Raw genomic sequence first — 20,367 nt, 5'->3', positions numbered from 1 at the left:
GGGAAAAAGCGTGATTCCGATCACGAAAACGTCATCGGCGGCCCGGCGACGGCGCCTTCCCGCTCGGCGATATCCGGCCGAGCCTTGTGGCGCCATGCGGCGAGAAAACCGGCACGAAGACGCGGCGAGAGGCGCGCTGGACGACCGGCACACCCTGATAGAGCCGCTTCTGCGCCTCGACGATGATGACGCCGGAAAAGATCGGCCAGAACCTGCGGCCGGCGCGCTCCAGCACATTGTGGAACCGCATCATGAAGCGTCGCCGCGATGGCGGGAAGAACAGGGCGTCGGACCAGGCCGCTGGCGTGAAATTCGCTTCGCGCAGCAACTCGGTGAGTTGGCCGCGCGAGAAAGGCCGGCCGCTGCCGAACGGCGTATGCTCGAAACGGGCCCAGACACCGCGCCGGTTGGGCACGACGATGACGACGCGGCCGGCGGGCGACAGCACCCGCCAGATTTCGTTCAGCGTCTCGCGCGGGTTCTCGGCATGTTCGAGTGAATGGACGAGCAGCATGCGGTCGATGGAGGCATCGACCAACGGCAATTCCTCATCGAAGACCAGCGCGGTCGCGGTCGGCCCGGTGGCCGGCCAGACCACCGCGCCTTGCGTCGCCGGCATGAAGGCAAAGACACGTTCGGCATCGGTGCCGAACCGCTCCAGCCACGGCAAGGTGTAGCCGAGGCCGACCAGCCGCTCATTGGGCACGACAGCCCATATCGAGGACAACGCCATGGTGATCGAGCGTTCGGCCAATCGCCCGAGCGTGGTCGAATAAAAGGAGCGAAGGTCGACGATATCGGAATGCATGCGCGGCACGCTATCTTCGATGCTGTCCAAGTTCAACAAAGGCGCCCAGTTCTACAAAGACGGATGACATCCGCGGGCAAGCGCCCTATGTCTGCGGCGACTGCTGCATCGGCAAGAAATCGGTTTCGATTTCGGAAGACACGATGCAGCAGGTAAAAAGTGTCAGAAGCGTCCTTTGTGCGTCCAACTGGACGCGCGGCGCTCTCGTGGAGAGATGCGATGCCGGTTGAAATCGAACAATTCATGTGCCGCAGCGACAATTTCGGTGTGCTGGTGCATGACCCGAAAAGCGGCCAGACCGCGATCATCGACGCGCCCGAGGAGGCGTCGATTCTGGCCGCGATCGAGCGCACCGGCTGGACGCCGACGATGATCCTGACCACCCATCACCATGTCGACCATGTCGAGGCCAATCTGGCGCTGAAGGAGCGCTTCAAGCTGCGCATCGTCGGACCGGAAGCGGAAAAGGCAAAAATCCCCGGCATCGACGAAACCGTCGAGCAGGGTTCGGTCATCCACCTCGGCGAGGAGAGGATCGACGTGATCGCCACGCCCGGCCACACGGCGGGCCATGTCTCCTATCATCTGCCGGCGTCGAAAGTGGCGTTCACCGCCGACACGCTGTTCGCACTCGGCTGCGGCCGGCTGTTCGAATGCAAGCCGCCGGTGATGTACGATTCGTTGAAGAAGCTCGCGGCGCTTCCGGCCGAGACGGTCGTCTATTGCGGCCATGAATACACGCTTTCCAACGCCCGCTTCGCGCTGACCGTCGACCCGACCAATTCGGCATTGAAGGAGCGCGCCGCGAAAATCGAAGCGCTGCGCGCCGACGGCAAGCCGACGCTGCCGACCACGATCGGTGAGGAACTGTCGACCAATCCGTTCCTGCGCTGGCACGATCCGGCAATCCGCAAGCATCTCGGCATGGAGAACGCCTCCGACGCCGAAGTGTTCGCCGAAATACGCAAGCGCAAGGATAATTTCTGAGCACCGTTGATGGTCTGGCATCCATGAAGGTCTGAGGAAAATGACCAGTTCCGCCGAAATCATCGCGGCGCTCGGCCTGAAACCGCATCCGGAAGGCGGCTGGTATGCCGAGACCTTTCGCGATGGCGCGGAAGGCGCTCGCGGCCATTCGACCGCGATCTATTTCCTTTTGGAGCAGGAGCAAGTGTCGGCCTGGCACCGCGTCAAGGACGCCGCCGAGGTCTGGCATTTCTATGCCGGCGCCCCGCTGGCACTGTCGATGCATCGGGAAAACGGGCCGGTGATCGAGCAGGTGCTCGGCACGGCACTGGCGGCGGGCGAGCGGCCGCAGATCGTCGTGCCGGCAGGCTGGTGGCAGTCGGCGCGCAGCCTCGGCGAATGGACGCTGGTCGGCTGCACCGTGGCGCCGGGCTTCGATTTCGCCGCCTTCGAGCTGGCCGAACCGGGCCGGAGTCCTAACCCAGCAGGAAACCCATCGTGATCCCCAACTGGGCGGCGTAATACAGCATCCAGACCGCGTGGCGCGTCCAGATACGGTGCGGCGAAATGGCGCTCAACAGGAACTTTTCCGCGGCGAGCAGCCCGTCGGACGCCATGAACAGAACGGCGCCGCCGACGACCCAGAGATTGCTCAGAGTGAGGGCCGAAATGCCCATGACAAAAATTGTCGCGATATAGACGCTGATCGGAAGGCGCAGGGCGGGGCCGACACGGCGCCAGAGCGCAAAATGCATGGTGAGCGCGAACACGGCCATTGCCACGGCAATCGCCGCGCGCCACAGCTCTGCCAAAAACAGTCCAACGCCATCGCCGGAGCGCAGGAACAACGCGATGTAAAGCCCATGTGCCACGAGGAAACTGGCCAGCCCGCCAACAAAAGCCTTTTCACCGTCGCGCGACAGTAATGCGTCGCCGATGGCGCTGAGCGCCAGCGCAGCGATGAGCAGCCACGGACCGCCCTGCAGCGATGCCAGCACCGCAAGCATTGCCACGGCCAGCGTCTTGACCGCGGAACGCGCAAGCTTCGGCGGCATGTCGATGGTGAAGGCGTAGATCATCGCGGCGGCCAGCGAAAACAGCAGCGTCGCATTGGCGTTGGCGTCGATGCCGCCGGGAAACGGCATCACGCCCCTGCCTCGCTCGCAGCCCTCTTGCGCAAGAACAGCGATTTCGCCGCAAGCGCTGCGCCGCCGGTGATCAACACGCAGGCGGCGAGGATGCGCAGGGACGGTTCGGCGAAACCGGCTGATATCAGTACCAGCGTCGACAGCAGCGGCGCGGCATAGCTGGCCGTGCCCAGAACCTGGATGTTGCCGCGCTTGACGCCGATGTCCCAGGCGTAGAAGGCAGCCCCGAGAGGCATCAGCCCGAGGCCGAGCACGGCCAGCCATTGGCCGGCGCCGTCAGGCCACACCGTCTCTTCCAGCACGAGATGGCAGACGAGCGAGAGCGCTGCCGTCGCCGCGCAGAACCAGGTGACGATGCTGGTCGGCACCGAAGGGAAGCGCCGCGACAACAGCGAATAGGACGACCACAGCACCGCGCAGACGCCGGCCATCGCATAGCCGAAGGCATAGCGCGCGTCGAAAGCAAGACCACCGCCCTTGGTGACGATCAGGAAAGTGCCGGCAAGGCCGAGCAGCGCGCCGGCGACATGGTTCCAGGCCAGACGCTCGCCCGGCATCAACGCCGATCCAAGCACGATCAGCAGCGGCCACAGATAGGCGATCAGGCTCGCCTCCACCGCCGGCGCGTTGCGCAGTGCGGTGAAGTAGAAGAAGTGGTAGCCGAACAGGCCGGCAATGCCGATCAGCCACACTTGCGGCGGTATTCTCTCGCTCCCGGCGGTGGCCGGCATGAACAGCCGCGCGACGAGCCCGACGCCGGTGCCGATCGTAAAGGTGATCGCCGACAGCAGGAAGGGCGGCACGGCGCCGGAAGCGTCGGTAAGCAGCGCCAGCAGCGCCCACATGGCGACCGCCGAGAAGCCGATCAGTGTTGCGCGCCCCATGTCCGTCTCCGGCGGCGCGCGATCGCGCCTATTCTGTCGCTTCGAACCGCTCCGCGCTGACGGTGAGGGTGCCGATTTTCGTGCCGACCGTGGCGTGGATCGGCGCATATACGCCGGTTTGGCCGACCGGTGCAAACGTCACCATGATGCGGCTGCGCTTTCTCAGGTAATCCAAGGATTTGCGGTTCTTGCGATAACCGGCCACCGGCTCAAAATCCAGCCGGCAAGTGACAGTATCGCCGTTGTAGCCGCGCACCGAGGTCGAGCCTTTCGACTCGTAGGTCAGCGTCAGATCGGCGCGCATCTCGCCGTCATAGAGCTTCACCGTGCGCCCGCAGACCTTGTCGAGGCTATCGGCATGGATGACGGTGGCGGCCATTGGATCGAGCACCGAGGCGAGATGGCTGGCGGCCAGCGGTATCCATTTCTTGGAATTGCGCTTCTTCGGCGCAGGCACGACCTTGGTCGCGGTAACAGTGCCGTTGGCGAACTGGATATCGATCATCGATGCCTTGTCGCCCGATTTGTAGTCGGCGCGGAACGCCTGCGGCTGCAATTGCTTGCCCAAAATCTTGCCCTTCGACGAGACCGTGCCACGCGTGTCGTCGAATATTGTGGCGAGGCCGGCGCTGGAGACGCTGCCTTCGATCGAATAGGTATCGCCTTCGTAACTGCTGGAAAAGCTTGCCTTGGCCACCGAGAAGCCGTGGACCGAAACCGTATACTCGCCCTTGAAGGATTGTTGCGTGGCGGCAGAAATTGTCGTCGGCAGCGCCAGGGCGAGCGATGCAAGGAGAGCATGAGACCAACGAAGCATGGCGGGAACGATCCTCGATTTCAGCAGAAGCGCGCAACTCCAGCCTGGCATCTCCTTGTGCGACCGCTTATAGACTGAATTTCGGCCTTTATGTGAAAGACGTCGTCACACCCGGGCGCAAGCCGGAGCTTGACGCATCGCCGAAATGCAACTATGGAACGCCAACTTTTTCCATAAGGCCGCCTGACCGAAACCGCGCGCCACCCGGCGCGGGTCGAATGTTTGGCCAGACCGAGAACTGAAGGTTTAGAACCATGTCCCGCACCTGCGAACTCACTGCCAAGGCAGTCATGTCCGGCAACAATGTGAGCCACGCCAACAACAAGAGCAAGCGTCGCTTCCTGCCCAATCTCGTCAATGTGACGCTGATCTCGGAAGCGCTGAACCAGAATGTGCGCCTGCGCATTTCGGCCAACGCGCTGCGTTCGGTCGAGCATCGCGGCGGGCTTGATGCGTTCCTGGCCAAGGCCGACGCCAAGGAGCTGTCGCAGCGCGCGCGGCTGCTGAAGAAGCAGATCGCCAAGAAGCTCGCCGAACAGCCGGCCGCTTGATTTCTCAAGGCAACCGCCTTCCAAGGAGTGTCGTCCGAACTCGGCATGACACCCCGCTGGTTCCATTACCCAGGATAAAAAAATGAGCTTTTTCTCCCGATACCTGCCCTTTGTTGCGGCCATGGCGCTTGTCGTGGTGGCGTCGAACGTCCTCGTGCAGTTCCCACTGCAGGGTGCAATCGGCGGCCTGTCGCTGGCCGACATTCTGACCTGGGGCGCCTTCACCTACCCGTTCTCCTTCCTGGTCACCGACCTTGCCAATCGCCGCTACGGCCCGGCTGTGGCGCGCCGGATCGTGTTTGTCGGCTTCACGGCGGCAGTGATCTGCTCGGTCGTCATCCCGCCCTTGCTGTTCCGCTACGGCCTGATCGAATTCGAAACGGCTGCCGACCGGCTGGTGCGCATTGCGGCGGCTTCCGGCACCGCGTTCCTGATCGCGCAGCTGCTCGACGTGACCGTGTTCAACCGGTTGCGCCGGCAGAGCTGGTGGCGGGCGCCGATCGTCGGCACGCTGGTCGGCTCGGTGTTCGACACCGCGGTGTTCTTCACGATCGCCTTTTCGGCGGCTTTCGCCTTCGCTGGGCCGAACGATGGCTTTGCGCTCGAAACCGCGCCGCTGATCGGCGTGCTGCCGGTCGAGGCCATGCGCTGGGTGTCATGGGCGCTGGGCGACCTCGGCGTGAAACTGATCATCGCCGTGGTGGCGCTGATCCCCTACCGGCTGCTTGCCGCCCGCTGGAGCCAGCCGGCACTGGCGGCATAGAGCATGATCCCTAAAAGTGGGAACCGGTTTTCGGAAAAGATCATGCTCACAGGTTCTCAAGCATGATCCCTTGGGTCCAACTCGATACCGCGAAAGCGCCTGACGGCGACCATGAGCTCCGCCTGAAACAACGCGGCGCCGAGTTCTCGATCATGCTCGGCTCGAACGAGCTGATGAACAGCCGCCTCAGCGGTTCTGAGGAAGCGCTGGCGAGGCTGTCCTGCCACAGGATTTCCGGCCGCAGGCAGCCGAAAATCCTGATCGGCGGGCTGGGCATGGGTTTCACGCTGCGCGCCGCGATTGCCGAGCTTGGCGCCGATGCCGGCATCGTTGTCGCCGAGTTGGTGCCCGCCGTGGTGGCGTGGGCGCACGGCCCGATGGCCTCGCTGTTCGGCGGCTGTCTCGACGATCCGCGCGTGACCATTCGCGAGGCGGATGTCGGGCAGATCATACGATCGGAAGCCTCGGCCTGGGATGCTATCCTGCTCGACGTCGACAATGGGCCTGAAGGGATCGTCCACAAGGCCAATGATGCTCTTTACAGTGTAGCCGGGCTGATCAGCGCGAGAGCAGCGCTCAAGCCCGGCGGCGTGCTGGCGGTCTGGTCGCAGGGATCCGACAGCGGTTTTACCCGCCGGCTCAAGCAGGCGGGCTTCGCGGTCGAGGAGGCCAAGGTGCGAGCCAATGGCAAGCGCGGGGCACGCCAAATCATCTGGATCGCGACCAACGGACCCCGGCCTGCTGCAACCGGCGCCAAGCTGTAGCTTGTTATCGGCCGTCCTTTGCCGACCGCCTTTCAATCCTCGTGCAGCACAAATTCCAGATACAGATTACGCTGCAGCATCGAGTGGTTGTCGTCCGAGACCAGCGACACCATCAGGGCGCCGTCGTCGCGGGTCCAGACGTCGAGCCCTTCCATATTGTCGATCTGGTAGCCCATGTCGGCTTCCATCAGCATCGGCCCGTCGGCAACCGCGCCCTTCTCGACGCTTTCGCCATAGATGCGCCGCAGCCGCATCTTGACGCCGCCGGCCATCGAAAAGCTGCGCTCCAAAAGCAAGAGGTCGCCGTCCGGCAGGAAGGCACCGTCGGCAATGTCGAAATTGCCGTTGCGTTTGACGGTGAAGACGCCCTTGTGCGGCCCTTCAATAACGGCCGCATAGATGTTGCCTGATTTGTCGAGGCTCTTTTCCGAGACCACGACCAGCCCGCCTTGGTGCTGGCCGTCAGGATTGGCGTGGGTGACGGTCTCAAAGCCGCGATTGCGGCGAAGCTCCCAGGCTGGAATCAGGAAGTCGAGCTGCCTGAACGACGGCTTCATGTCGCCCGGTTCGATTTTGAACTGTGCAATGCGGTGATCGCGCTCGAAGCCGACTGTGGCAATGCCGTCCTTGAGCGCAAGGCCTTCGGCGTCGACCTCCCATTTCTCGTCGATCAGCTGGCCCGCCTCGTCGGCCATCTGCTGCATACGGAAATTCCGGATGCCGGATGGGCGCTTGTCGGCATCATGGGTGACGGTGCCGAAGAACCAGAAACCGGTATCGGCGACGCCGATGAAATCACTGCCGGGCTTACGGAAGCGAAACGCCGACAGCGCGCCGAAATCACGTGACGGCGAGGTCATTTCCAGCCCGCCGACGAATTCGAGCGGGCCGAACCGCTTTTCGTCACCGCCGATATGAAACCGGTCTATCGGCCGTGCCGAGATTTCGATCGGCTCGACCGAAGCGGTGCCGGCAGCGATGGGAGGCGACAAGGCGATGCCGGCAACGAACAGGGCTGTGGCGGCGAAAAGCGTCTGCCGAAAGCCGCCCCGAGAAAAAATCATCCGGCGCGCCGCATGCCGCCGCGTCGCGTGTCGCGCATGCTTTCCTCGCCAAACAGCGAGGCCAGTTGCTCGGTCATGGCGCCGGCCAGTTCCTCGGCATCGACGATGGTGACGGCGCGGCGATAGTAGCGGGTCACGTCGTGGCCGATGCCGATGGCCAGGAGCTCGACCGGCGAGCGTGTCTCGATCAGTTCGATCACCGCGCGCAGATGCCGTTCGAGATAGTTGCCCGGATTGACCGACAGCGTCGAATCGTCGACCGGCGCGCCGTCCGAGATCATCATCAGGATCTTGCGCTGCTCCGGCCGCGCGATCAGGCGGTTGTGGGCCCACAACAGCGCCTCGCCGTCGATATTTTCCTTGAGCAGGCCTTCGCGCATCATCAGGCCGAGATTGCGCCGCGCCCGCCGCCATGGATGGTCGGCGGATTTGTAGATGATGTGGCGCAGATCGTTGAGCCGCCCAGGATTGGGCGGCTTGCCTTCCTTCAGCCATTTCTCGCGCGCCTGCCCGCCCTTCCAGGCGCGGGTGGTGAAGCCGAGGATCTCGACCGAGACGCCGCAGCGTTCCAGCGTGCGCGCCAGAATGTCGGCGCAGGTGGCGGCGACCGTGATCGGCCGGCCGCGCATCGAGCCCGAATTGTCGAGCACCAGCGTCACCACCGTGTCGCGGAATTTGGTGTCGCGCTCCTGCTTGAAGGACAGCGGCTGCATCGGGTCGATGACGACGCGCACCAGCCGCGCCGGATCGAGATAACCCTCTTCGAGATCGAAATCCCAGGACCGGTTCTGCTGCGCCATCAGGCGGCGCTGCAGCCGGTTGGCCAGCCGGCCGACGACGCCGGACAGGTTGGCAAGCTGCTTGTCGAGGAAGGCGCGCAGCCGATCCAGTTCTTCCTCTTCGCACAGATCCTCCGCACCCACCGTCTCGTCGAAGGCGGTGGTGAAGACCTTATAATCGATCTCCTTCGACAGGTTGGTGAAGGGATTGTCGTTGCGGCGCGCCTCGCCGGGCGTCTCGGCATCGGCGTCGTCATCGTCTGACAGGTCGTCGGCGGTAGCATCGGATGCCTCCGTCTCGGCCGATTGCTCGTCGTCGGACGACGCCTCGGTATCGTCCGACTGCGACTGCTCGGAGCCGGAATCGTCTTCGCCGCCCTCCTCGCTCTGGTCCTCGCCTTGCGGCTGGTATTCATCGTTGTCTTCGGAGTCTTCGGTCTCCTGGTCGTCACCGAGTTCCTCGGCCATTTCCATGGAAGCAAGCATCTCGCGCACGACACGGGCGAAGGCCTGCTGGTCGTCGAGCTTTGCCGACAGTCCGTCGAGATCGGCACTTGCCTTCTCCTCGACCCAAGGGCGCCAGAGATCGACCAGCCGCTCGCCGCTCTTCGGCACGGCGCGGCCGGTCAGCTTTTCGCGCACCATCAGGGCCAGCGCTTCCTCGATCGGCGCATCGGCCTTGTCCTTGACATCGATGAGGTTGGCCCTGGCGTATTTGTCCTCGAGCATCGAGCCGATATTGTCGGCCACACCCTGCATGGCGCGGGAGCCGATAGCCTCGACGCGGGCCTGCTCGACCGCATCGTAGATGGCGCGGGCCTGTTTGCCCTCCGGCGCCAGCCTGGTGTGGATGCGCGTGTCGTGGCAGGCGCGCTTCAGCGCCATGGAATCGCCGAGCCCGCGGGTGATGGCGATGTCGGCCTTCGAGGCTTTTTTCGGCAGTTCAGGCAGCCGGGCGCGGCTGCCGGCGAGCGCCGGCCGATCCTTGGCGAAACCGACCTCGAGGTCCTTGTCGCCGGCAATCGCGCGCATGCAGACGGTGACGGCGCGCTTGAAGCTGTCGGCTTCAGCCCCCGTCTTCGACTTGTTGCGCGTGTTGTCTCCCGGACCCGCCATCAATGTACTGCTCTGCGCTCAACAATCATAAGCTCTTTAGGGACCGAAAAGACCCCAGATATGCGAGAGAGAGCATCCCAAGCATAAAGTTGTAAATGTACCTGTAAAATGGCACGCATTTCCTGCGCAGCGGCGTTGTCGTAATTGTTAATCAGATAGGAGCTTGGATGAACCAATTTAGAAAACATTTTGAATAACGCTTTGTGCCCACTAGTGGAACCCAAATCTGCCGCCATAGATGCTGCACTAGCAGGCGTTTTGATCTCCGGAAGCTTATATTTATCTGCTAAGTTTTTGAGGCGATCAACTTCCGAACGAAGTTGCGCCCGCTCGCGCTCCATTTTTCTATTTGTATTGAGCGAGAGTAGACCCTCTAGTGTCTGAATTTTATCAGTGAGCGCTTCTGACATCCATCTCTTTAGTTCATCTTCGGATCTGACGACCAATCTCACTTTCAAGTGAATTTCGTAGACACTTCGAGTAGCTAGAGCCAGTATTGAAACATGACCATTGCCAATCAGCGACGCCATGTTGAGGTATTCACAAATTGACGTTATAAAATTGATCATCACTACCCGACGATCGGTGCGAGGGATATTATTGTTGATCCATGTTTTCACCTCACCTAGGTGTAAAACCAAGTCTGAAATAGCTTTGTCAACCTCCGCCTGGGTTCCTATTACAACATAGCCGCGCAGGGATGCGGAATTCATTTTATTTCTTTTTACCGAGTTACCCCAGAACCACGTTGGCGGCGCTCTCGGGCAAATCTTGGCCGAAGGCGCGCTGGTAGAACTCGGCCACGAGCGAGCGTTCCAGTTCGTCGCACTTGTTGAGGAAGGTCAGCCTGAACGCCATGCCGATATCGCCGAAGATCTCGGCATTCTCGGCCCAGGTGATGACCGTGCGCGGGCTCATGACAGTCGACAGGTCGCCATTGATGAAGGCCGAACGCGTCATGTCGGCGACACGCACCATCTTGTTGACGATCTCCTTGCCCTTGGCATCGCGATAGTGCTTGGCCTTGGCCAGCACGATGTTCACCTCATTGTCGTGCGGCAGATAGTTCAGCGTGGTGACGATCGACCAGCGGTCCATCTGCGCCTGATTGATCTGCTGGGTGCCGTGGTAGAGGCCGGTGGTATCGCCGAGACCGACGGTGTTGGCGGTCGAGAACAGCCGGAACGCCGGATGCGGGCGGATGACCCGGCTCTGGTCGAGCAGCGTCAGCCGGCCGGACGATTCCAGCACGCGCTGGATGACGAACATCACGTCCGGACGGCCGGCATCGTACTCGTCGAAGCACAGCGCGACATTGTGCTGGTAGGCCCAGGGCAGGATGCCGTCGCGGAATTCGGTGATCTGCAGCCCTTCCTTGACGACGATGGCGTCCTTGCCGACGAGGTCGATGCGGCTGACATGACTGTCGAGATTGACGCGCACCATGGGCCAGTTGAGGCGGGCGGCGACCTGCTCGATATGTGTCGACTTGCCGGTGCCGTGATAGCCCGACACCATGACGCGGCGGTTGTAGGCAAAGCCGGCGAGGATCGCCATCGTCGTGTTCTTGTCGAACAGATAGTCGGGATCGATGTCGGGCACATGCTCGCTCGACACCGAATAGGCCGGCACCACCATTTTGGAGTCGAAGCCGAATTTCTCCTTCACCGGCACGGTGGTGTCGGGCAGGTTGGCGATGTCGCGATCGACCTTGTTCATCTTTATCAACGTCTCCACGGGCGAAGCGCCTGATTTCGCCGGCAATCGATTTTGTCCGGGGGCGGTCTTAGAGCCTTTTCCAACCTTATGAAAGTTGGAAAACGACACGGACCGTAAGGCCGCTCAGCACAATCCTGCCTGCTTGAGCACGCGATAGGCCTGGAGCACATCGCGGAACCGGTCTTCCGAACCTCTGTCCCCGCCATTCGCATCCGGATGGTGGCGTTTCACCAGTTCCTTATAACGCGCCTTGATATCCTTGCCAGTCGCCTTTGTATCAAGGCCAAGCGTTTCCAGCGCCTTGGCCTCAAGCGGCTTGGCCTTGCGCTCACGCGCCTCGCGCGGGTCCTTCGGGCCTTTGAACAGGTCGAACGGATCGCGCATGCGGTTGTAGTAGCCGGCGCGGCCGGAACGCTGCTGGGCGAAATCGGGCGAGGAGCGCGTCGAGGCGCCGTTGACGCCCATCTTCCATGTCGGCCGGTGTCCGGTCATCGCTTCCTTCTGGAAGCGGGCGATCTCGGTATCGGGGACACCGGAGAAATAATTGAAGCCCTTGTTGTACTCGCGCACATGATCGAAGCAGAACTGAAAATACTCGCCCTCCTTCATGCGCCCGACCGGCGCCCGATGGGTGCCGGCCTCCTTGCAACCGTCCCACTGGCAGATCGGCGAACGAGACTTCAGCTCCGCATCCTTCTCCGGGCGGATGCGAATTTTCTCGAAATATTTGGGGTACGGTTTCATCTCACCCATTTATGGGCTGTTCGCCGGTGCGAAACAAGAATTGACATTTTCGCGATGATCGCCCTAACCGCTGAATCGCGGCATAAAGCGGGCGATCGGCGAATTTTGTCGCGACGGCGGCGCCGCGCGTCCTTCCGGACGCGCAAAGGCCGCCGATTTTCGGGGGTTGCACCCGCCATATGTGGTGAAGGGAAGTAAGAATGTCCATACAGTCGACGATGGAAGGCAAGTTGAAGAAGGCGTTTTTGCCGGAGCGGCTGATCATCATCAACGAAAGCCATCTCCATGCCGGCCATCACCATCAGGACTCCGACCATCACGGCACCTATGACGGCACTGGTGAGACGCATTTCCGCGTCCGCATCGTCTCCTCGGCCTTTGCCGGCATGAGCCGCATCGAGCGCCATCGCGCGGTCAACGCATTGCTGGCCGACGAATTGAAGGCTGGTGTCCACGCGTTGGCGATCGAGCCGGCCGCGCCGGACGAAAAGACCAGATGGTAGCCACTAGAGCAATTCCAGGAAAAGTGTGAAACGGTTTTCCCGGGAAAAGCGCAATAGCGCTTTCCCTAGGAATTGCGCAAAAACAAAGAGATAGAGCGGTTCGGCGTTTTCGTGAAACGATGAACCGCTCTATCCGAGCGCTGCCTTCAGGAAAATCATCACCGCGCCGGTCAAGGCGTCCCCTTCGTCGCCGAAATTGCGATTGATCGACATGTGCGAATAGGCGCTGCCGTCGAACAGTGTCACCTCCGTTCCGGTCGCCTGCAGACGCTCGGCGAAGGCCCGTGAGACTGCCGCACGACCCGTTGCGCGCGAATAGGCGATGAAGGTCGGCGGATGCTTGCGGCTCCCGACATGGACGGCAGGCGACAGCGCTCGCCACTGCGCCGGGTCTGGAAAGGCCCGGGCATAGGCCCGTGTCATGCCGCCGCTCCGCGCCAGCGCCTCCAGGTCATAAGCCCTGGTATCGTTCAGAACCAGCGCCGCGACGCCGGGCAGACCGCCGCGCAGCCCGGTCAGTGCGGCGAGATGGCTGCCGGCCGAATGGCCCATCACCGCAATCCGGTTCGGATCGCCGCCATATCTGGCGATATTGGCGCGCACGTAGCGATAGGCCTGCTCGACATCGTTGGCCTGGGTGGCGACATCAGCCTCAGGCAGCATCCGGTAGTCGATCGAGACGAAGCAGAAGCCATTGTCGAGCAGGAAGTCCGGCTTGACGTCGACGTTGCTGCGATTGCCGGCTCGCCAGGCACCGCCATGGATGAAAACGATCACAGGCAGGGAGCTGGCGCCGGCGCGCGCGTAGATGTCGAGCCTGGCCGGTCCGTAGTCGATGGTTTGCGGAGATGGCGAAAGCCGGCGCGATGCCGCCGCAGCGCTGGCCGTCGACAAAGCCATCGACATCAAAAGCAGGGTTCGCCGATCGATCACCGTCACCTCCAGACAGCCCGGTCGAAAGTGCACGCCGGCGCGGGGAGCGTCCAGGATTGATTAGCCGCGAAAGAACCTATCAGAACTAAATCTCGCCGGCCGGCCTGATCCTCAGCCTTGCAATCCGGTTCTTGTCGCGCTTCATGACGACGAAGCGCTTGCCGTGAAAGGTGAAAGCCTGCTTCTCGTCCGGGATCAATTGCGTCTCGTGGATGACGAGACCGGCAATGGTGGTGGCTTCTTCGTCCGGCAGGTCCCAGTCGAGCGCCCGGTTCAGGTCGCGGATCGACACGGTGCCGTCGACGACGACTGAGCCGTCGGCTTCCTGCTTGACGCCCTGCATGTCGATATCGTGCTCGTCGGCGATCTCGCCGACGATCTCCTCGATGATGTCCTCCAGCGTCACCAGCCCCTCGACCTCGCCATACTCGTCGACGACGATAGCGAAATGCGCCTTGCGCCGCAGGAAGGCGTTGAGCTGTTCCTGCAGCGTCGTGGTATCGGGCACGAACCACGGTTTTGAAGCGATCTTCATCACATCGATCTTGGAAAAGTCGTTGCCGACATCGTTCAACGCGCGCAGCAGGTCCTTGGCGTGCAGCACCCCGACGATGTTGTCGAGCGAGCCCTTCCACAAGGGCATGCGGGTGTGCGGGCTCTGCAGGATCTCGCGCACCACCGCTTCCGGCGGATTGTCGGCATTGACCGAGCGCATGTTGGTGCGATGGACCATGACATCGGACACTTCGAGCTCATCGAGATCGGACAGGCGGCCGATGCGGGCGCGATCCTCGCGCACCACCTGTCCGTCGCGACGAAAATCGTCGACGGCGCCCCGCGATTCATCATGGTTCGAATGCTGCGGCTCGATGCGCTGCAATTCATAGCCGAATGCAGCGAGCAGGCGCGCGCGAAAGGCAAAGGCAAGCAGGCCGAGCCCGGCAAGGACAGCAGCGACAATCCAGCCGGCCTCGCTCATCCCGGTCGGCCTCTCGGCTGACCCGGTCGGCCTCTCGGCTGACCCGGATGGTTCTCCCTCAGAAACGACAGCACTTCCGACGCCGGCACATCCTTGGCGATGAAGGCCTGGCCGATGCCGCGCGTCAGGATGAAGGTCAGCGCGCCGCGCGACACCTTCTTGTCCTGGGTGATGAAGGCTAGCAGCGCTTCGGCGTCAGGCAATTCACCCGGAATATCGGCCATGCGCCAGGGCAGGCCAACGGCGCGAAGATGCGCCTCGACGCGCGCCGCATCGTCGGGACTTGCCAGGTTGAGGCGTGACGAAAAGCGATAGGCCAGCGCCATGCCGATGGCGACGCCCTCGCCGTGGACGAGACGGGCGCTGTCATATTGGGTGGCGCCCTCGAGCGCGTGGCCGAACGTGTGGCCGAGGTTGAGCAGCGCGCGGTCGCCGGTCTCGAACTCGTCGCGGGCGACGACATCGGCCTTGGCGCGGCAGGCTTCGGCGATGGCCTCGGTCCGCTGCGGGCCGCCGGCGAATACTTTGCCCCAGTTTTCCTCCAGCCACGCGAAGAAGTCGGGGCGATCGATGAGCCCGTACTTGGCGAGTTCGGCGTAACCCGCCCGGAATTCCCGGATCGGCAGCGTGTCGAGCACTCCGGTGTCGGCCAGCACCAGTTTCGGCTGATGGAAGACGCCGACGAGGTTCTTGCCGCGCGCACTGTTGATGCCGGTCTTGCCGCCGACGGAAGAGTCGACCTGCGCCAGCAGCGAAGTCGGGATCTGCACGAAGTTCATGCCGCGGCGCACGATGCCGGCGGCAAATCCGGCCAGATCGCCAATAACACCGCCACCGAGCGCGACGACGACATCGCCGCGTTCCAGTCTCGCGGCGAGCACGCCGTCCACCACCTCTTCGAGATGCGCGAAACTCTTGGTCTTTTCTCCCGCCGGCAAAGTGATGACCGCAGGCTGGATGCCGCCCTTTTCGAGGCCGGCCTTCAACGTCTCGAGGTGGGCGGCGGCGACATTGACGTCGGTGACCACCGCGGCGCGCGTGCCGGGCAGGCGGCGCGAAATCTCGGTGCCGGCGCGCAGCAGCAGGCCCGAGCCGATCAATATGTCATAGGCGCGGTCGCCGAGCCCGACTTCGACGGTGACTGTCGCATTGCTTTTCACGAGCGCGCCTCGCCTGTCGCGGCTGCCACGCCGAAATACCCGCAAAGCGCGTTCACCACCTCGGCGGCGATGACCTCCTTGCGATCGTCGCGGGTCGGCACGGTAACATCGGCGGTTGCGTAGACCGGATAGCGCTCGGCCATCAACCGCTCGATCACGGCACGGGGATCGGCGCTTTTCAGCAGCGGCCGGTTCTGCTTCTTGGAAACGCGGTCCATCAACAGGTCGATCTCGGCCTTCAGCCATACCGACACGCCATGGCCGGCAATGGCCTCCCGCGTCTGCGCGCTCATGAAGGCGCCGCCGCCCGTCGACAGCACCTGCGGGCCGTGTTCCAATATGCGCAGGATGACGCGCTGCTCCAGCGCCCGGAACTCGGGCTCGCCATAGCGTTCGAACAGTTCCGGGACGCTCATGCGCGACACGCTTTCGATCTCCTGATCACTGTCCATGAAAGGCAGTCCCAGCATCCCCGCTACTTTACGGCCGATCGCCGTCTTGCCGGCGCCCATCAGGCCGACAAAGACAATGGAACGGCTGCCCAGCCGGCCGAGCAGTGCGGCATGGCTCTCATCGGGAGGATTGGCTGGCAACGCGTTCATGACACCATGATGTTTCTAAGCAGGTTCCGTAGAAGTATCCCAGGTTTTGCGGCAGAACCTGCGACAAGCCAAACAATCCAGGCAGGCTTTCAGGGGCTAGCCCACGAATGCCTGCTTGGGCCCTCTTGCCGGCGTATCGACATCAAAAGCCTGATTGCGTCAAGCGTGGCGCCGCCGCGCGTCGTCCGAGCTTCGCCCTTGAATTGGCCGGATTGGCGTCTCATAAGGGCACAGGGTTTGGAAACGCAGAACAACAAGACGGGCGAGAATTGATGCCGACACTGTTCCGCTTTGTCGTGACGCTCACGATTCTGGCCGGCATTGTCTATGGCGCGATGTTCGCTCTGGCGATGTTCGTCGAGCCGAGAAAGGCCGAAATGAGCGTGCGCATCCCTGCCGAAAAGCTGAATCCCAAAAAAACTGACCCGAAGCAATGAACAGCGCGGCCCGCATCGAAGCCTTTCTGGAAATGATGAGCGCCGAGCGCGGCGCTGCCGAAAACACGCTTTCCAGCTATCGCCGCGACCTCGAAGACGCGTCAGCCGAGATCGACGGCGGGCTCGCTGGTGCCGCCGCTGCCGATATCCGTAACTATCTCGACGAGATAGCCGCACGTGGTTTTGCCGCCACCTCGCAGGCACGCAAGCTGTCGGCGATGCGCCAGTTCTTCAAGTTCCTCTACGCCGAGGGTCTGCGCGGCGACGACCCGACCGGAACCCTGGACAGTCCGAAGAAGGGCCGGCCGCTGCCGAAGACGATGAGCGAGGCCGACACCGGCCGGCTGATCGACCGTGCGGCGCAGGAGGCAGGTGACACCTCGCTGAACGATGGCGACGGCCTGGCGGCGCTGCGTCTGCATGCGCTGGTCGAGGTGCTCTACGCCACCGGCCTGCGGGTTTCCGAACTGGTCGGCCTGCCGGTGACGGTGGCGCTGCGCGACGATCGTTTCTTCATGGTGCGCGGCAAGGGTGACAAGGAACGCATGGTGCCGCTGTCGGCAAAGGCGCGCGTGGCCATGCGGGCCTGGCTCGCTGCCCGGGCAACGGTGCCGGCTTTGGCGGATAGCCCGTTCCTGTTTCCGGCGGCAAGCGACAGCGGCTATCTCTCCAGGCAGGTCTTCGCCCGCGACCTGAAGGGCCTTGCCGCGCGGGCCGGCATCGCCTCGGCGAAAATATCGCCGCATGTGCTGCGCCATGCTTTCGCCAGCCATCTCTTGCAGAACGGCGCCGATCTCAGGGCCGTGCAGCAGTTGCTTGGCCATGCCGATATTTCAACGACGCAGATTTACACACATGTGCTGGAGGAGCGGCTGGTGCGGCTGGTCAACGATCATCACCCGCTTGCCGACTAGGCGTCATATCGCTATGTGAGGACCACGTTCCACCGCCCGGAGCCTCTATTTCCCAGGTTCCGTCAGTCATTGCCTCCCGGCTTATCGGTCCGCTCAAGAATGTACAATTACCTCGATTTCGAAAAGCCGGTCGCCGATCTCGAAGGCAAGATCATCGAGTTGAAGAAGCTCGCCGAGAATGGCGAGGCGGTCGATGTCGGCGATGAGATCAGCCGTCTCGAGAAACGCGTGCGCGACGCATTGCGCGACACTTACAAGGCACTGACCCCGTGGCAGAAGGTGCAGGTGGCGCGCCATCCGGACAGGCCGCATTGCGTCGACTACATCAAGGGGCTGTTCAACGATTTCACGCCGCTTGCCGGCGATCGCAATTTTGGCGAGGACCAGGCGATCGTCGGCGGCTTCGCCCGCTTCCGCGGCGAGCCGGTGGCGATCATCGGCCAGGAAAAGGGCTCGGACACGGCCAGCCGGCTGAGGCATAATTTCGGCTCGGTGCGGCCGGAGGGCTATCGCAAGGCGGTGCGGCTGATGGAACTCGCCGACCGCTTCAATATCCCGTTGCTGACGCTGGTCGACACGGCCGGCGCCTATCCGGGCGTCAATGCCGAGGAGCGCGGCCAGGCCGAAGCCATCGCCCGCTCGACCTCGGCCTGTCTTCGCCTGAAGGTGCCGTCGATCTCGGTGGTCATCGGCGAAGGCGGCTCGGGCGGCGCCATCGCGATCGCCACCGCCAACCGCGTCTACATGCTCGAACATGCCATCTATTCGGTGATCTCGCCGGAGGGCGCCGCCTCGATCCTGTGGCGCGACACCACCCGCTCGAAGGATGCGGCGACCAACATGAAGATCACCGCCCAGGATCTGCTGGAGCTGAAGATCATCGACGCCATCGTTCCCGAACCGCTCGGCGGCGCCCATCGTGGCCCGGATACGGTGATTGCCGCCACCGGCGATCTCATTGCCAAAACGATGAAAGAATTCTCCGGCGCCAACACCGATTTTCGTGAGCAGCGCCGCGAGAAATATCTGGCTATGGGGCGAAACCTCTAGACTATGATCCCGAACCGAAGCTCAGCGCAGCAAAAAAGTGGGTACGGGTTTTCGCAAAAGGCGTGGTCGAACAAGAGGATTCAGGCCGGCCGATTTCAGTCGGACGGTTTCGACGCCGCAATGTGGCGAGATTAAGCACCTTCGCCACAAAAATGCCGCTGCACTCGTTTCAATCGGATTGCCGTAAGGCCCGGCGCTGCGGTAAGGAATTTTCAAGGTTAACGGGCTTAGGGTTGGGCCTGTCGGCCCTGATGCCTGCGGTCCGAAAGAAAAGACATAGCCATGTTTGCCAAGCTTGCCCCCACCGCACTTGTGATTGCCGCGATAGGCGTCGCTGGCTGCAATGATTCTTCGATGAAGGATTTTGCCCCCCACGCCAACAAGCAGTTGCCCGACAAGATCCTGGCCAGCATGAAGGCCAAGGGGATGACCCGCACCTCGCCGGTGATGGCCCGCATCTTCAAGGAAGAGGGCAAGCTCGAAATCTGGAAGGCCAAGACCAACGGCCGCTACGATTTGGTCGCCAGCTACGACATCTGCAAATGGTCGGGCAAGCTGGGTCCCAAATACACCGAAGGCGACCGCCAGGCGCCGGAGGGCTTCTATACGGTCCGTCCGGCGCAGATGAATCCGCGGTCGAGCTACCACCTTGCCTTCAACATCGGCTATCCCAACGTCTACGACCGCGCCAATGGCCGCACCGGTTCCCATCTGATGGTCCATGGCGCCTGCTCGTCGTCGGGCTGTTATTCGATGACCGACGCGCAGATCGAGCAGATCTACGCCTTCGGCCGCGACGCTTTCCAGGGCGGGCAGACCGAGTTCCAGATCCAGGCCTTTCCGTTCCGCATGACCGCCGCCAACATGGCGCGCTATCGCAAAGACCCGAACTACGAATTCTGGAAGATGCTGAAGGTCGGCTACGACAATTTCGAGATCACGAAAGTGCCGCCGAAGGTCGATGTCTGCGAGAAGCGCTATGTCTTCAACCAGGTCGCGCCTGACGGCGAGACCTTCGATCCGACCGGCGCCTGCCCCGCGACGACGCAGCCGGATTCGCTGAAGAGCGCCTTCAATGCCTACCAGAGCACCTACGAGGCGGCCTTCAACGGCGCGGTCAAGGCCAGCGTGCCGGCGCCCAAGCCGACCATCGGCGGGATCAAGGAAGCCAGCATCGTTTCCGAGTGGTCGAAGAAACGCGCCCGTGGCGAACGCGTGCCGATCGATCCGCCGTCGTTCAACGCCGACGGCTCGGTGACCGAGACGGCGCGCATGGGCCGCATCGATTCTCCGGCGGGCCGCAAGATGGCCGCGCTCGACGCGGAGAAGGCCGCCAAGCAGAAGGCCGACGAGCAAAGGCTTGCCGCGATAGAAGCGGCCAAGGCCGAGAAAGAGGCGGCCAGGGCTCAGGCTCTGGCCGAAAAGCAAACGGCCAGGATCAATTCGCTGGCCGAAGAGGAGGAGGCCAGGGCCGCTGCCGAAGCGCCTGTCGCTACCGCGACAATCGCGTCGTCCCCCGATGCCGCCCCGGCCGCAACGCAGGCGGCGAATGCCGGTGAAAGCAGGACGGCAAGGCTGAGGAAGAAGCTGCTCGGCATGTTCGGCGGCTGAGCTTCATGCCTGAACACGGAGATGGGGGCCAGGAAGATAGGCCCTCAACCAGCCC

General features: G+C 62.7%; 23 protein-coding genes. 10 read left to right on the top strand and 13 right to left on the bottom strand.

Annotated features, from left to right (window positions below; translation table 11 throughout):
- Nucleotides 1-31 precede the first annotated feature (31 nt).
- A complete protein-coding gene (locus tag AC0L15_RS24445) occupies nt 32-808 on the bottom strand; it encodes a class I SAM-dependent methyltransferase (protein WP_287246585.1) in 777 nt (258 codons plus the stop codon).
- 219 nt (nt 809-1,027) lie between these two features.
- Here AC0L15_RS24445 and gloB point away from each other — a divergent pair, with 219 nt between their 5' ends.
- Both gloB and AC0L15_RS24435 read left to right on the top strand, forming a co-directional pair.
- On the top strand, nt 1,028-1,795 hold the full coding sequence (gene gloB, locus AC0L15_RS24440; protein ID WP_287218382.1) for a hydroxyacylglutathione hydrolase: 768 nt from the start codon (nt 1,028-1,030) through the stop codon (nt 1,793-1,795).
- 40 nt (nt 1,796-1,835) lie between these two features.
- Nucleotides 1,836-2,276, top strand: a complete 441-nt coding sequence (locus AC0L15_RS24435) for a cupin domain-containing protein (RefSeq protein ID WP_287245727.1) — start codon at nt 1,836-1,838, stop codon at nt 2,274-2,276.
- Here AC0L15_RS24435 and AC0L15_RS24430 read toward each other — a convergent pair.
- The 3 genes from AC0L15_RS24430 to AC0L15_RS24420 are packed head-to-tail and all read right to left on the bottom strand — an operon-like array spanning nt 2,251 to nt 4,623.
- The gene (locus tag AC0L15_RS24430) at nt 2,251-2,919 is read right to left on the bottom strand and encodes a lysoplasmalogenase family protein (protein WP_287245725.1); all 669 of its coding nucleotides are present in this window, start codon (nt 2,917-2,919) and stop codon (nt 2,251-2,253) included. The genes AC0L15_RS24435 and AC0L15_RS24430 overlap by 26 nt on opposite strands.
- Nucleotides 2,919-3,806, bottom strand: coding sequence for an aromatic amino acid exporter YddG (gene yddG, locus AC0L15_RS24425; RefSeq protein WP_287245723.1), 888 nt, complete (start codon nt 3,804-3,806; stop codon nt 2,919-2,921). Before yddG ends, AC0L15_RS24430 begins: the two co-directional genes overlap by 1 nt.
- Before the next feature lie 28 nt (nt 3,807-3,834).
- Nucleotides 3,835-4,623, bottom strand: a complete 789-nt coding sequence (locus AC0L15_RS24420) for a DUF3108 domain-containing protein (protein WP_287245721.1) — start codon at nt 4,621-4,623, stop codon at nt 3,835-3,837.
- A gap of 254 nt (nt 4,624-4,877) precedes the next feature.
- Here AC0L15_RS24420 and rpmB point away from each other — a divergent pair, with 254 nt between their 5' ends.
- The 3 genes from rpmB (at nt 4,878) to AC0L15_RS24405 (ending at nt 6,701) form a co-directional block, all read left to right on the top strand.
- A complete protein-coding gene (gene rpmB / locus AC0L15_RS24415) occupies nt 4,878-5,174 on the top strand; it encodes a 50S ribosomal protein L28 (protein WP_023797188.1) in 297 nt (98 codons plus the stop codon).
- Between the two features lie 82 nt (nt 5,175-5,256).
- Nucleotides 5,257-5,937 (top strand): queuosine precursor transporter, encoded by a 681-nt coding sequence (locus tag AC0L15_RS24410; RefSeq protein ID WP_236368731.1) that lies wholly within the window; start codon nt 5,257-5,259, stop codon nt 5,935-5,937.
- A 62-nt stretch (nt 5,938-5,999) separates the two neighbouring features.
- Nucleotides 6,000-6,701, top strand: a complete 702-nt coding sequence (locus AC0L15_RS24405) for a spermidine synthase (RefSeq protein ID WP_287245719.1) — start codon at nt 6,000-6,002, stop codon at nt 6,699-6,701.
- Nucleotides 6,702-6,733: 32 nt separating this feature from the next.
- Here AC0L15_RS24405 and AC0L15_RS24400 read toward each other — a convergent pair whose 3' ends face one another.
- The 5 genes from AC0L15_RS24400 to AC0L15_RS24380 all read right to left on the bottom strand — a co-directional run bounded on the left by AC0L15_RS24400 (nt 6,734) and on the right by AC0L15_RS24380 (nt 12,132).
- Entirely contained in the window at nt 6,734-7,765 is a 1,032-nt protein-coding gene (locus tag AC0L15_RS24400; RefSeq protein WP_287245717.1) for an esterase-like activity of phytase family protein, read from the bottom strand.
- Nucleotides 7,762-9,660, bottom strand: a complete 1,899-nt coding sequence (gene cobT, locus AC0L15_RS24395; protein WP_473497350.1) for a cobaltochelatase subunit CobT — start codon at nt 9,658-9,660, stop codon at nt 7,762-7,764. Before cobT ends, AC0L15_RS24400 begins: the two co-directional genes overlap by 4 nt.
- Nucleotides 9,660-10,373, bottom strand: coding sequence for a DUF5677 domain-containing protein (locus tag AC0L15_RS24390; protein ID WP_473497348.1), 714 nt, complete (start codon nt 10,371-10,373; stop codon nt 9,660-9,662). The genes cobT and AC0L15_RS24390 overlap by 1 nt, the downstream gene beginning before the upstream one ends.
- 19 nt (nt 10,374-10,392) lie before the next feature.
- The gene (gene cobS / locus AC0L15_RS24385) at nt 10,393-11,379 is read right to left on the bottom strand and encodes a cobaltochelatase subunit CobS (protein WP_287245712.1); all 987 of its coding nucleotides are present in this window, start codon (nt 11,377-11,379) and stop codon (nt 10,393-10,395) included.
- A 123-nt stretch (nt 11,380-11,502) separates the two neighbouring features.
- A complete protein-coding gene (locus tag AC0L15_RS24380) occupies nt 11,503-12,132 on the bottom strand; it encodes a J domain-containing protein (RefSeq protein WP_036262308.1) in 630 nt (209 codons plus the stop codon).
- A gap of 191 nt (nt 12,133-12,323) precedes the next feature.
- Between AC0L15_RS24380 and AC0L15_RS24375 the strand changes: the two genes are divergently transcribed.
- Nucleotides 12,324-12,626 (top strand): BolA family protein, encoded by a 303-nt coding sequence (locus AC0L15_RS24375; RefSeq protein ID WP_287245710.1) that lies wholly within the window; start codon nt 12,324-12,326, stop codon nt 12,624-12,626.
- Between the two features lie 129 nt (nt 12,627-12,755).
- Here AC0L15_RS24375 and AC0L15_RS24370 read toward each other — a convergent pair whose 3' ends face one another.
- The 4 genes from AC0L15_RS24370 to AC0L15_RS24355 form a co-directional block, all read right to left on the bottom strand.
- Nucleotides 12,756-13,559, bottom strand: coding sequence for an alpha/beta hydrolase (locus AC0L15_RS24370; RefSeq protein ID WP_287245709.1), 804 nt, complete (start codon nt 13,557-13,559; stop codon nt 12,756-12,758).
- A gap of 85 nt (nt 13,560-13,644) precedes the next feature.
- Entirely contained in the window at nt 13,645-14,538 is an 894-nt protein-coding gene (locus AC0L15_RS24365) for an HlyC/CorC family transporter (protein WP_027153417.1), read from the bottom strand.
- A complete protein-coding gene (gene aroB, locus AC0L15_RS24360; protein ID WP_287245708.1) occupies nt 14,535-15,698 on the bottom strand; it encodes a 3-dehydroquinate synthase in 1,164 nt (387 codons plus the stop codon). The genes AC0L15_RS24365 and aroB overlap by 4 nt, the downstream gene beginning before the upstream one ends.
- Nucleotides 15,695-16,300, bottom strand: coding sequence for a shikimate kinase (locus AC0L15_RS24355; RefSeq protein WP_236385079.1), 606 nt, complete (start codon nt 16,298-16,300; stop codon nt 15,695-15,697). The genes aroB and AC0L15_RS24355 overlap by 4 nt, the downstream gene beginning before the upstream one ends.
- Before the next feature lie 272 nt (nt 16,301-16,572).
- On the opposite strand from AC0L15_RS24355, the gene AC0L15_RS24350 reads away from it, so the two are divergent.
- The 4 genes from AC0L15_RS24350 to AC0L15_RS24335 all read left to right on the top strand — a co-directional run bounded on the left by AC0L15_RS24350 (nt 16,573) and on the right by AC0L15_RS24335 (nt 20,312).
- Nucleotides 16,573-16,737 (top strand): histidine kinase, encoded by a 165-nt coding sequence (locus tag AC0L15_RS24350; protein WP_236385312.1) that lies wholly within the window; start codon nt 16,573-16,575, stop codon nt 16,735-16,737.
- Nucleotides 16,734-17,651: a site-specific tyrosine recombinase XerD gene (locus AC0L15_RS24345; protein WP_236385077.1), complete on the top strand. Its 918-nt coding sequence runs from the start codon at nt 16,734-16,736 to the stop codon at nt 17,649-17,651. Before AC0L15_RS24350 ends, AC0L15_RS24345 begins: the two co-directional genes overlap by 4 nt.
- Before the next feature lie 99 nt (nt 17,652-17,750).
- The gene (locus AC0L15_RS24340; protein WP_023797175.1) at nt 17,751-18,701 is read left to right on the top strand and encodes an acetyl-CoA carboxylase carboxyltransferase subunit alpha; all 951 of its coding nucleotides are present in this window, start codon (nt 17,751-17,753) and stop codon (nt 18,699-18,701) included.
- A gap of 282 nt (nt 18,702-18,983) precedes the next feature.
- Nucleotides 18,984-20,312, top strand: a complete 1,329-nt coding sequence (locus AC0L15_RS24335) for a L,D-transpeptidase family protein (protein ID WP_287245706.1) — start codon at nt 18,984-18,986, stop codon at nt 20,310-20,312.
- The last annotated feature ends 55 nt before the right edge of the window (nt 20,313-20,367 follow it).

Source organism: Mesorhizobium sp. WSM4846 (genome assembly GCF_055811415.1).
The sequence above is the reverse complement of the archived record's forward strand: the minus strand, read 5'-3'. Positions and strand labels throughout refer to the sequence as shown.